General features: G+C 73.3%; 9 protein-coding genes. 4 read left to right on the forward strand and 5 right to left on the reverse strand.

Annotated features, from left to right (window positions below):
• Positions 1-33 precede the first annotated feature (33 nt).
• A complete protein-coding gene (locus GXW83_RS16140; protein ID WP_182443755.1) occupies positions 34-1,176 on the reverse strand; it encodes an acyl-CoA dehydrogenase family protein in 1,143 nt (380 codons plus the stop codon).
• Positions 1,177-2,064, reverse strand: a complete 888-nt coding sequence (locus tag GXW83_RS16145; protein ID WP_182443756.1) for a diiron oxygenase — start codon at positions 2,062-2,064, stop codon at positions 1,177-1,179. It abuts the gene before it with no gap.
• A gap of 96 nt (positions 2,065-2,160) precedes the next feature.
• Between GXW83_RS16145 and GXW83_RS16150 the strand changes: the two genes are divergently transcribed.
• Together GXW83_RS16150 and GXW83_RS16155 are read left to right on the forward strand one after the other, a co-directional pair.
• Positions 2,161-3,252 (forward strand): AraC family transcriptional regulator, encoded by a 1,092-nt coding sequence (locus tag GXW83_RS16150; protein ID WP_182443757.1) that lies wholly within the window; start codon positions 2,161-2,163, stop codon positions 3,250-3,252.
• A gap of 78 nt (positions 3,253-3,330) precedes the next feature.
• Positions 3,331-3,555 (forward strand): hypothetical protein, encoded by a 225-nt coding sequence (locus tag GXW83_RS16155; protein WP_182443758.1) that lies wholly within the window; start codon positions 3,331-3,333, stop codon positions 3,553-3,555.
• Between the two features lie 69 nt (positions 3,556-3,624).
• Here the strand turns inward: GXW83_RS16155 and GXW83_RS16160 are convergent, their stop codons facing one another.
• The 3 genes from GXW83_RS16160 to GXW83_RS16170 form a co-directional block, all read right to left on the reverse strand.
• Positions 3,625-4,110 carry a hypothetical protein gene (locus GXW83_RS16160; RefSeq protein WP_182443759.1) on the reverse strand — a complete coding sequence of 162 codons (486 nt, stop codon included), beginning with the start codon at positions 4,108-4,110 and terminating at the stop codon, positions 3,625-3,627.
• Positions 4,111-4,146: 36 nt separating this feature from the next.
• The gene (locus tag GXW83_RS16165; protein ID WP_182443760.1) at positions 4,147-4,812 is read right to left on the reverse strand and encodes a PRC-barrel domain-containing protein; all 666 of its coding nucleotides are present in this window, start codon (positions 4,810-4,812) and stop codon (positions 4,147-4,149) included.
• A 126-nt stretch (positions 4,813-4,938) separates the two neighbouring features.
• The gene (locus tag GXW83_RS16170; protein ID WP_182443761.1) at positions 4,939-7,131 is read right to left on the reverse strand and encodes an NEW3 domain-containing protein; all 2,193 of its coding nucleotides are present in this window, start codon (positions 7,129-7,131) and stop codon (positions 4,939-4,941) included.
• 330 nt (positions 7,132-7,461) lie between these two features.
• Between GXW83_RS16170 and GXW83_RS16175 the strand changes: the two genes are divergently transcribed.
• Entirely contained in the window at positions 7,462-8,271 is an 810-nt protein-coding gene (locus GXW83_RS16175) for a DeoR/GlpR family DNA-binding transcription regulator (protein WP_182443762.1), read from the forward strand.
• A gap of 557 nt (positions 8,272-8,828) precedes the next feature.
• Entirely contained in the window at positions 8,829-11,666 is a 2,838-nt protein-coding gene (locus tag GXW83_RS16180; RefSeq protein ID WP_182443763.1) for a LuxR family transcriptional regulator, read from the forward strand.
• Positions 11,667-11,783 lie beyond the last annotated feature (117 nt).

Genomic DNA, 11,783 nt, shown 5'->3' on the forward strand with positions numbered 1-11,783 from the left:
CGTCCCCTCCCGCCCGTTCCGGCTGCGGCCGGGTCAGACGCCGAGGGAGCGCCCGATGATCTCCTTCATGATCTGCGTGGTGCCGCCGTAGATGGTCTGCACCCGGCCGTCCAGGAACGCCCGCGCCACCGGGTACTCGCTCATGAAGCCGTAGCCTCCGTGCAGTTGCAGACAGCTGTCGACGGTGCGCTTCTGCAGCTCGGTGGTCCACCACTTGGCCATCGCCGCGTCCGCCACCGACAGCCCGCTCTCGTTGTGCACGGTGATGCAGCGGTCCAGGAAGGTCCGGGCGATCTGGATCTCGGTGGCCATCTCGGCCAGGGTGAACCGGTTGGCCTGGAAGCCGCCGATCGGCCGGCCGAAGGCGGTGCGCTCCTTGCAGTACGCCAGCGTGGCCGCGAACACCTGCTCGCAGGCGGCGACGGCCACCACCGCGATCGACAGCCGCTCCTGCGGCAGCGCGTTCATCAGCTGGACGAAGCCGGTGTTCTCCGCGCCGAGCAGATTGCCGACCGGCACCCGCACCCCGTCGAAGAACAGCTCGGCGGTGTCCTGCGCCTTCAGGCCGATCTTCGACAGGTTCCGGCCGCGTTCGAAGCCCGGCATGCCGCGCTCCAGCACCAGCAGGCTGGTGCCGCCCGCCCCGGCATCCGGGTCGGTCTTCACCACCACGATCACCAGGTCCGCGTTGATGCCGTTGGTGACGAAGGTCTTGGAGCCGTTCACCAGGTAGTGGTCGCCGTCGCGGATCGCCGTGGTGCGCACCGCCTGCAGATCGCTGCTGGCCCCCGGCTCGCTCATGGCGATGGCGGTGATCAGCTCGCCCGAGCAGAAGCCGGGCAGCCAGCGCCGGCGCTGCTCCGGGGTGGCCAGCCGCAGCAGGTAGGGCGCGACCACGTCGTTGTGCAGGGTGAAGCCGATGCCCGAGGCCCCGGCCCGGACCACCTCCTCGTCCAGCACCGCCTGGTAGCGGAAGTCCCGGACCCCGCCGCCGCCGTACTCGGCGGGCACGTCCATGCCCAGCAGGCCCAGTGCGCCGGCCTCCCGCCAGACCGAGCGGGGCACGATCCCCTCCGCCTCCCACTGCTCGTGGAAGGGCACCACCCGGCGCTCCAGGAAGCCGCGCACGGTCGCCCGGAACGCCTCGTGCTCGGCCTCGTACAGGGTGCTGTCCACCTACATCACCCCGGCCCGGCGCAGCAGCCACCGGTTGCTCCGGCCGACCAGCCCGGCCTGCTCCAGCACCCGCAGCGCCTTGGACGCCATCAGCGTCTTGCTGGCGCGCCAGTGCGGATTGCCGCGGGCGGCGCGCCGCCCGGCCCGCGGGTCCACGCCGACGGCGGCGTACGCACGCGGATGGATCAGCCGGGTGGTGGCGAAGTAGACGATCGCGCCGAGCAGCAGCTGCTCGTACCGGCGGCGCACCGGGCCGAGGCGGCGCCGGGCCAGCTCCTCGCGGGCGTAGCCGATGTGCCGGGCCTCCTCGATCACGTGGATCCGGGAGACCTGGCGCGGCAGCGGCTGGACGCCCTCGTCGGCCATGGCCTCGCGCTGGAAGGCGTCCAGGATCTCCTCGACGTACAGGGTGCCGCCGAAGGTCTGGCTGTGGGTGGAGGTGGCCTTGAAGAGCCGTCCGAGCTCGTGGGCGATCCGGTCCGGGCCGTAGGCGGGGACGCCCATCCAGGCGATCATCCGGGCGAACATCACCGAGTGCCGGCACTCGTCGGCGATCTCGGTCAGCGCGAACTGCACGTGCGCGGTGGCCGGGCTGCGGTCGTAGGCGTGCCGCAGCAGCATCTGCATCAGGATCTCCTCGAACCAGATGCCCAGGGAGGCGATGCTGGCCACCTCGTGCCGGCTCAGGTCGATCCGCTGCTGCTCGCTCAGGCCGTCCCAGATCCCGGTGCCGTACAGCGAGAGCCGCCGCGGGGGCGAGAAGTAGAGCCCGGGGACCGGCTGCTGGGACCAGTCGACGTCCTTCACCGGGTCGAAGGACAGCTTGGCGCTGGAGGCCAGCAGCCGTTCCGCGGTGCGCTCCCGGCTGCGGGCATGTGGTGTGGTCATACGTCTCCCCTGCTTCCCACGGCGGCGGCACTGTGAGTACTTTTGTCAGCAAGCGGTGCCGCTGCGTAGCATGGCCCGGCCGGAGGCAGGACGTACATGACCGCAACGCTCGGAGAAGGTGACCCCCCGGCCGACCCCGCCCGGTCGGGCGCGGCCTGGCTGCCGCGCACGGTCGCGGTGCACCACGTCCGCGCCGCGCTGCGCGGGGCCGAGCGGCGCGGCGTCCCGGTCGGCCCGCTGCTGGAGCGGGCCGCGATCGCGCCGGAGCTGCTGGACGCCGGGCGGGCCCGGGTCTCGCCCGAGCAGTTCGCCCGGCTGGTCCAGCAGCTGTGGACGGCCCTGGACGACGAGCTGCTGGGCATGGCCCCCGCCCCCAGCCGGGTCGGCACCTTCGCCATGATGTGCAGGGTCGCGGTGCACGACCCCGACCTGCGCTCGGCCCTGCGCACCGCCGCCGACTTCTACGCGCTGTTCCCCTCCGGCCCCGGCTTCCGCCTGGTGGAGCCGGAGCGGGGCGCCTGCGCGGGGCCCGCCGAGGCCCGGATCGAGTTCGACCTGCCCGCCTTCGAGGACCCGGACCGCTTCGGCTCCGAGACCCTGCTGGTGGTCGGCCACCGCTTCGCGGCCTGGCTCATCCGGCGGCGGATCGACCTGCTCCGGGTCGAGCTGGCCTACCCGGCGCCCGCGCACGCGCTGGAGTACGACCTGCTGTTCGGCGCGCCCAGCGTCTTCGACGCGCCCCGCACCAGCGCGGTGTTCGCCGCCGGGCTGCTGGACGAGCCGGTCCTGCGCGACGCCGCCGACCTGGACGCCTTCCTGCGCCGCGCCCCGATCGACGTCCTGGCCCGGGCCAACTACGGCAGCACCGTCGCGGCCCGGGTGCGGCGGCTGCTGGGCCAGGCGCTGCCGGGCTCCATGCCCGAGCCGGAGCGGATCGCCGCGCGGCTGTCGGTCAGCCCGCAGACGCTGCGCCGCCAGCTGGCGGCCGAGGGGACGACGTTCCACCGGATCAGGGACCAGCTGCGGCGGGACCACGCCGTGGTGGTCCTGGCCGGGGGCACGACCTCGATCGAGCAGCTCTCCGAGCAGCTGGGCTTCTCCGAGCCGAGCGCCTTCCACCGGGCGTTCCGCCGCTGGACCGGCTCCACACCGCGCGCCTACCAGCGCGGCCGGGCGGCGGCCGGCTGAGTCGCCGGCTGAGCCGCCTGCGCGCGCATGCGGGTGCACCGGAGTGCGCGCGCGGGACAATCGCCCCAAGCTGGGTCCATGAACGACTCCATCGAACTCGAACCTCTGGTGATCGTCTGGGGCGTGGAGAGCGGCCCCGACGGCACCGGCCGCCGCGTGCAGATCGGCCGGAACGTGATCGCTATCGCCGAGTCGTACGCCGACGTGGAACAACTGCTGAAGATGGCCGGCCTGACCGAATGGGTCGAGCTGGACCCGTCCATCGTCGAATGGTGCGACGGCGGGCCCTCCGTCTGGCCGTGACGCCCGTCCGGCCCCGGCGGAGGTGCTCCGCCGGGGCCGGACGTCAAGGCCGTGCCGCGCTTCCTGTCGTCAGCGGTGCCCGCCGAACAGCCGGCGCAGCATCGGCAGGGCGGCCAGGACCGTGCCGCCGGTCGCCACCAGGCCGACGCCGAGGTCGACCGAGATCCGGCCCTGCCGGGCCCAGTACACGTCCTTGAGGTCCAGCAGCAGCGCGAACTCGTCGACGATCAGCGCCAGCCCCGCGCCGTAGCTCAGCGCGACGGCTGGGTGCCGCCTGGTCTCGTCCGCTCCGCGCACGGCCACCGCGCCGACCCCGCTGAGCAGGGCGATGCCCCACATGTAGTGGTGCAGGTGCGCGCCGCCGACGCTGACGTTCCGGAACGGCCCTATGCCGTCACGGATGCTGTAGGTGATCCCCCGGACGGTGGCGAAGGTGCAGGTGAAGCCGACCCAGGACATCAGCGCGGAGCGCTCCTCGGGGCCCAGCTCCTCCAGGTAGGCCCGGTGGACCTCCTGGGCCGCCGGCGGGGCCGGCAGGGGTGTGTGACTCCTCATGGCACCAACGTAGCCCCGCCGGCCCCGCGCCGCGCTTCAGTCCCGCTCCTCCACCGGCACCGGCGGCAGGTCCTCCAGCTCCTTCTTGGTGAGGGCCACGGTGACGCCGCCGGCGGCGCAGGTCACCGAGCGGATCGGCACCGCCACCGTCTTGCGGCCCCACAGGTGCCCCTCGGCCAGCAGCACATGGGTGACCCCGCCGTCCTGCGGGTCGACGACCAGCCCCTTGACCTTGCCGATCTCGCCGTCCGTGGCCTCGATCCGGTCGCCGCGGCGTATCTGCACCTCACCGGCGGGCACCCGGTCGTACACCACCGGCGCCGGGTTCAGCGGGGACATCAGCCCGGGGTCGCCGATGCCGACGCCGCCCGCGCCCAGGCCGTAGTACGGCAGCGAGACCATCTGCTCGGGCTCGTAGCCCAGCTCGCCGGTGCCGGGCGCGAAGTCGGTCTCCTCGGCCGGGTCCAGGGCCTCGAAGCCGTCGAGCGAGCAGCGCAGCCGGACGTCGTCCGCCGTGGTCGCGGCCGGGTCCACCAGGTCGATCGGCACCAGGCGCTTGTTGCCCTGCCCGTGCCGGGGATCGACCACCAGATGGGTGAGCCGCTTGCCGACCGGGTCGATCACCACGCGGTCCAGCCGCCCGCAGTCCTCGTCCTGACAGTGGACCCTGGCTCCGATGCCGTACTGCGTGCTCTGGTTCATGGCGGCTCCTCCTGTTGTGTCCCAAGTCTCCGCCCCCGGCCGGAGCCGGGCGCGGACACCGGTACTTGTGCCCGTCCCCGCGGGCGCAAACGTGCACGCCCGCGGGGACGGGGACCGGCCGGACCGTCAGGGGGCGACGGACAGGGCGAACAGGTGGATGGCGGGCTGGTCCGGAAGGGTGACGCTCTGCACCGTCTTGCCCGCGGTGAGCGGCACGGTGTTGGAGAACACCTGGTAGCTGATGCCGTAGTTGGCGGGCCCGGTCGGGGTGTCGCGGTGGTCCGTGGTCAGGGCGACCTGCGCGCCGTAGGCGTCCGGGGGAGTGCAGCACCAGTTGGGGAAGCCGAGCTGCCCGGTGCTGGTGCTGCCGTCGGTGTAGGTCACCAGCACGGTGCCGGAGACCGCGCCGGTCTCCGAGCCGAGGAAGGCCAGGCTGCTGCCCTTGCCGTCGAGGGTGATCTGCTCACCGGTCGCGGCCACGTTGTCCGGTGTCCCGGCCGCGGCGGTGGGCCAGGTGAAGGTCAGGCCGTGGGCGCTGATCGTGGAGCCCGGGGTCACCCCGGCCTCGGTGGCCAGGGCCTCGGCGGAGTAGCTGTCGCCGGTGGAGTCGAAGTTGCCCGGAGCGGGCGCGCTCTCCGAGGTGACGCCGACGTTGTTGAAGGCCGAGGCGAGCGTCGGGTAGGGCACCACGCTGGTGATGGTCTGCTGGCCGCTGACCGAGCCCGCCCCGGCCTTCCCGGCCCGGTAGCTGCCGGTCGCGGTGACGGCGGTGACGGTGGTTCCGGGGGCCGCGTTCCTGGGGCCCTTGACCGAGACCACGGTGTATCCGGCCGCTCCCGGGTGCACCTTCCGCAGCCGGTCGCTCGCCGGGGTGACCGTCCAGCCCTTGGGCGCGGTGACGGTCAGCCGGACGTCGGACAGCCGGGTCGGGCCCAGGTCGTCCAGGGTGACCAGGTAGGTGGACGGGTCGGTCACGGTGCTGACGTTCTGCCAGGTGATGGCCGTGGCGGGCTGGACGTCACGACCGCCGCCCGGGGAGACCCGGTAGATCACGGTCGCGTGCGGCGGGACGTCCGCCGCGATCGTCCCGGTGGTCCGGGTGACCGCCTTGGTCAGCAGGTTCTTCAGCTCGAACGACGAGCCCGCGGGCAGCCCGGCGGCCTTGGCCGAGGTGGTGACGGTCTGCGCCGAGTCGGAGGAGTTGAACAGCGCCACGGCCCGGTCGCCGCCGGTCAGCGGCTTGGAGAGGACGTCGTAGCCGGTGCCCTGGGCGACGATGCGGCCCTGCAGGCCGAGCGGGTCCTGGTCGACCGCGATGACGTCCTTGTTGCCCAGCGCCGCCAGCGCGCCGGGGGAGAGCCTGGTGAGGTCGGTGCTGGAGATCAGCGGCGCGGCCATCATCGCCCACAGCGAGACCTGGCTCTGGATCTCGTCCTGGGTCAGCCCGGAGTCACCGGCGAGCAGGAAGTCGGGGTCGTTCCAGCGGCCGGGGCGCTGCAGGTCGGCGAGGCCGACGTTGTAGCCGTAGTTGTCCAGGATGGAACTCCACTTGTCCGCGCCGCTCTCCTGGCCGAGCGCGATGTCGTCGCCCTCCCGCCAGAGGTTGCCCAGCTGCGCGGACCAGCCGATGACGGAGTCCCAGGCGGAGGTGCCCTCGAAGTAGGCCGGGGCGGAGATCGAGAAGACCATCGTGCGGCCGCTGTCCAGCAGCGCCTTGCTCATCGCCGCGTAGGTCGCGTAGTACGCCTGCTCGTCGGTCTCGCCGGACGGGGTGGCCACATTGCAGCCGTCGAGCTTGACGTAGTCCACGCCCCAGGAGGCGAACAGGTCGGCGTCCTGCTGCCAGTGGTCCTGGGAGCCCGGGTAACCGCCGCAGGTGCTGCTGCCGGCGTCCTCGTAGATGCCGAACTTCAGCCCCATGGCGTGGAGTTGGCGTCCGACATAGGCCATGCCGTCGGGGAACTTGGACGGGTCGGCGACCAGGTCGCCGGAGGCGTCGCGGTCGGCGGACATCCAGCAGTCGTCGATGGTGACGGTGTTGTAGCCCTTGGCCGCCAGACCGCTGCTGACCAGGGCCCGGGCGTTGTCCAGGACGATCTGCTCGTTCTCGCCGCACTGGTAGTAGGACCAGTCGTTCCAGCCCATGGGCGGGGTCGGCGCGTAGTTCGGGTACGGGGCGGCGGCCGTCGTCGCCGGGTGCGCGGCGGCCGGGGCGGCGGCGCGCGCGGGGGCGGCGAACAGCAGGCCCGCGGAGGCCGTGGCGAGCGCACAGCAGCCCGCCAGGGTCGCGCGGAACGGCCGGGATACGGGGGGAGTCACGGGGCAACCTCACAGGTCGGTCGAGCCTCGGAAGGTGCGGCTGAAGCAGAACCGCTGTGAGTTTTCTACGCGTGCCTGCTCGTAGTTGACAAGAGTGCGGGCAAAATGAATAAGAATGCGCATGAGATGAGCAGTACTGTGCATGCTGGGACGGGTGGTTCGCCGACCGGCCCCCATGCCGTAACCTTCCTGTCGCCGCCCCCGGCCCGGCGGCGCGGACGGGCGCGCGTGCTCCGGCGGCCCGCGTACGGAGCTATGCTGCGCACACGTCGGGCATCCTGTGAACGCGTACATCAGAGCGCGGTCCCGGCTGGAGAGGTGGGTCTACGGGTGAATCGTCACGAGCGCCTCACCATGCTGCTCGAACTCCTCAGCGAGCGCGAGAGCATCGCGGTCGAGGAGGCCGCCGAGCGGCTCGGTGTCTCGACCGCGACGGTACGGCGGGACATGGACCACCTGGCCCAGCAGCAGCTGCTGGTGCGCACCCACGGCGGCGCGGTGGCGGGCAACGTCAGCTACGACCTGCCGCTGCGCTACAAGACCGCGCGGCACGCCGCCGAGAAGGAGCGCATCGGCCACGCCGCCGCCAAGCTGGTCCGCTCCGGCATGGTCGTCGGCCTGAACGGCGGCACCACCACCACCGAGGCGGCCCGCGCCATCGCCCTGCGCGGCGAGTCCAGCGGCTCCGGCGACGGCGCGGGCGAGAACCGGGGCGAGGGCTGGACCGCGACCGTGGTCACCAACGCCCTCAACATCGCCTCCGAGCTGACCGTCCGCCCGCGCATCCGGGTCGTCGTCACCGGCGGCGTCGCCCGGGAGAAGTCCTACGAGCTGATCGGCCCGCTGGCCTCGCACATCCTGGACGAGGTCACGCTGGACGTCATGTTCCTCGGCGTCGACGCCCTGCACCACACCCTCGGCGCCACCGCCCACCACGAGGTCGAGGCCGCCACCAACCGGCTGATGGCCAGCCGCGCGCAGAAGGTCGTGGTGCTCGCCGACAGCTCCAAGCTCGACAGGAGCGCCTTCGCCCGGATCTGCCACGTCCGCGAGATCCACACCGTCATCACCGACTCGGCCGCGCCCGACGAGACCGTCCAGCAGTTCGAGGAGCAGGGCGTCGCGGTCGTCCGGGTCTGAGCCCGCGCCGCCGCCGTTCGGGTACGTCCGGGGCGGCGGCCTCCTCCCCGAGCCGCTCACCAGCGCCGACGTGTCGGATGCCGAGCCATCCCGCGAGCCGGACCTCGATTGACGCGGCGGACCAGCCATTCCTAGACTCGACCCGGGCAGTGCAAGCCAGTTGGCGCACCCGGGCGGGCCGGAAACGGCTCTGCGGCCCGATTCCGCGCCGACCGGGCGAGCCGGAGGACATGGGCGCCATGTCACGAGTGCCGAGACCCCGACGCGGCGGGGATGGGGAGACGGTCATGCAGCGAGTGCACGGCAGCAATGCCGTCCAGCTCATGCTGGTGGCCAGGCTCGACATCGACCTGGTCCGCCGCGCCAGCTGCCTCTGTAGCTGAAACCCTTCGGCCGTCTCGACGCTGACGACAGTTCAGTTCTGACCGAGGATCACGACCCGGTCCGCGTCGCGCGGTTCCCGTCGGCCGATGCATCGATGCACCCCGTTTCCGGCCCCTGCACGATGGGGAGCGCAGTGTCGCGCCTCCCGGTCCTGCCCTGCTCCAGGAGAGCGGATGTCCACGTCTCCCGCACGCCTTGCCACCGACGCCGCCGAGTTCGCCCCCTACAGCCGTGACCTCGAATTCGCCCAACTGGGCTGCGCCCTGGACCGCTGCCTCGACGGCGCGGGCGCGGTCGTCGTCCTGAACGGTTCGGTCGGCAGCGGCCGCACCGAACTGCTGCACGCCTTCTCCGACTTCGCCGCCACCCGGGGCGTACGGGTGCTGGTCGCCACCGGCTCCCCGCTGGAGCGGGACTTCCCGCTCGGCGTCGCCCGGCAACTCTTCCAGAGCGCCGGCCTCGACCCCGACGACCAGGCCGAAGTCGCCATGCTGCTCGAGGACGTGGTGCCGGTCGATCCCCGCACCCGGCCCTCCTCGGACGCCGCGCTGCGGCCCTCGGCGCGGGCGCTGCACGGCCTGTGCACCATCCTGCTGCGGCTCGCCGAGCGTACGCCGCTGCTGCTGGCCGTCGACGACCGCCAGGACGCCGACGCGCAGTCACTGGAGTTCCTGCTCTACCTCGTCCGCCGCACCAGGAACGCCCGGGTGCTCACCCTGCTCAGCTCGCGCGAGACGATGACCCCGCCGAACCCCTTCTTCGAGGTCGAGCTGGCCCGCCAGCCGCACCACCGGGGCGTCAAGCTCCGGGTACTGCCGCCGGGCGTGGTCGCCGACATGCTGAGCGACCGCTTCGGCGCGCACCCCGGCCGCCGCCACGCCGCCGAGGCCCATGCCCTCACCGGCGGGAACCCGCTGCTGGTACACGCCCTGATGGACGATCAGGAGACCGACGGCAGCGGGCAGGCGCTCATCGTCGGCGAGAGCTACCGCCGCGCCCTGATGCACTGCCTGCACCGGATGGACCCGCTGGCGCTGCGCTGCGCACGCGGCGTGGCCGTGCTCGGCCGCCCGGCCGAGACCGAACTGCTGGCCGATCTGCTGCTGCTCGCCCCCGAGTCGCTCTCCCGCGCCTTCTACCTGCTGCACGCCGCCGGGCTGATGGCCGACGGCGGCTTCCGCCACCCCACCGCCGGGGGCGACCTGCTCGCCGCCGTGCACCCCGAGGAGCTCGCCGCCCTGCACCGGCGCGCCGCCCGGCTGCTGCACGCGGCCGGAGCGGAGCCCGAGCGGGTGGAGGAGCAGAACCGCGCGGCCGGCGGCCACGCCCGCGCCCCCTGGGCCGTCACCGCCCCGGCCGCACCGGCGGAGTGCGCGCCCGCGGCGGACAGCGCGCCCGAGGCGGCCTTCGCCCCCGAGCCGGTTCTCCCGTCCGAACCGGTCTTCGCGTCCGAGCTGGCCTTCGCGTCCGAGCTGGCTTTCGCGTCCGAGCTGGCTTTCGCGTCCGAGCCGGTCTTCGCGTCCGCCCCCGGCGCGCCGGTGGTGATCACCTGCGTGCCCTCGCTGCCCGGGCCCCGCCCGCCCGCGCCCGACGCCGACCCGGCCGAGCAGCTCAGACGCGAGCGGCTCAAGGCCGTCACCCACCTCTTCTGGCAGGGCCGCGTGGCCGAAGGCGTGGCCGCGCTGGAGCGGTACGAGGCCGACCACGGCCCGGCGCTGCGCTCCTGGCTCCGCTGCTGGTACCCCTCACTGCTGCCCCGGGAGGCCCCGCGGACCGGCCCCCGCGAGACGTCGGCCGACGCCCGGCCCGGCGCCGACGACGGCCTGCGCGTCCTGGAGCAACTCCTCGCCGGCACACCGCCGCAGGAGGCGGCGCTGCGGGCCGAGAGCGTGCTGCGCGACGCCCGACTGGGCCGCACCTCGGTCGAGTCGCTCACCTCCGCGCTGATGGTGCTGGTCTACGCCGACCGGGCGGACCGCGCCGGGCACTGGTGCGGCCCGCACGCCCAACGTCCCGACGCGCACGGCAATCCGACCGCGCAGGCGCTGTTCTCCGCGCTGCTCGCGGAGACCGCCCTGCGCCAGGGCGACCTGCGTACCGCCGAGGAGTCGGCCCGCGCCGCGTTCGCCCGGATCCGCCCGGAGAACTGGGGTGTGGCCGTCGGCTTCCCGCTGTCCACCATGGTCGCGGCCCGCACCGCGCTGGGCCGGTACGAGGACGCCGAACGCTATCTGGCCGTCCCCGTGCCGGAGGAGATGTTCCGCACCCCGGCCGGACTGCACTACCGCCATGCGCGCGGCAGCTACCTGCTGGCGGTGGGCCGCGCCGAGGAGGCCCTCGCGGAGTTCCTGGCCTGCGGCGAGACGATGAACCGCTGGGAGCTGGGGCACCTGCCCGGGATCGTGCCCTGGCGGTTGGGCGCGGCCCGCGCCCAACTGGCGCTCGGCCGCCACCAGGCCGCGCAGGCACTGGCCGACCGCCAGCTCGCCGACCTCGGCCCGTCCGGGCACGCCCGGGTACGCGGCATGGCGCTGTGGATCCGGGCGGCGGCCGGTGCCGCCGACGACCGGGCCGCCCTGCTGGAGCAGGCACTGGAGGCGCTGGAGGCCGCCGGTGACCAGGCCCAGGCGTCCGCAGTGCTGGCCGAGTTGGGCCGGGCGCACCGGGCCGAGGGCGATCCGGGCCGGGCCCGGCTCACCGAACGCCGGGCCCGGACGCTCTCCTCCCGGCTGCTGCCGTTCGAAGCGGCGCCGCGCCCGGCAGTCGTCGTACCACCCCCCGCCGCCGTGCCGACGCCTGCGGACGGCGACCCGACCCAGCTCAGCGACGCCGAGCGCCGGGTCGCGGAACTGGCCGTGCACGGGCTGACCAACCGCGAGATCGCCAGGAAGCTCTACATCACCGTCAGCACCGTGGAGCAGCACCTCACCCGGGTCTACCGCAAACTCGGCGTGCGCCGCCGGGTCGACCTGCGCTTCTCGCTGGACGGGAGCCGGGAGTTGGCAGGCTGAACCACCCCACCCCGTAGGGGGTGCGTAGGGGTGGCGTACGGGTTAGCCCAGGCAGGGCCGCTGAGAAGACTTGTGACCCACAAGGTGATCTTTCTCAGGAGTGGAAGCCCGCGATGG

Source organism: Streptacidiphilus sp. PB12-B1b, assembly GCF_014084125.1.
In the GTDB taxonomy this organism is placed as follows: domain Bacteria; phylum Actinomycetota; class Actinomycetes; order Streptomycetales; family Streptomycetaceae; genus Streptacidiphilus.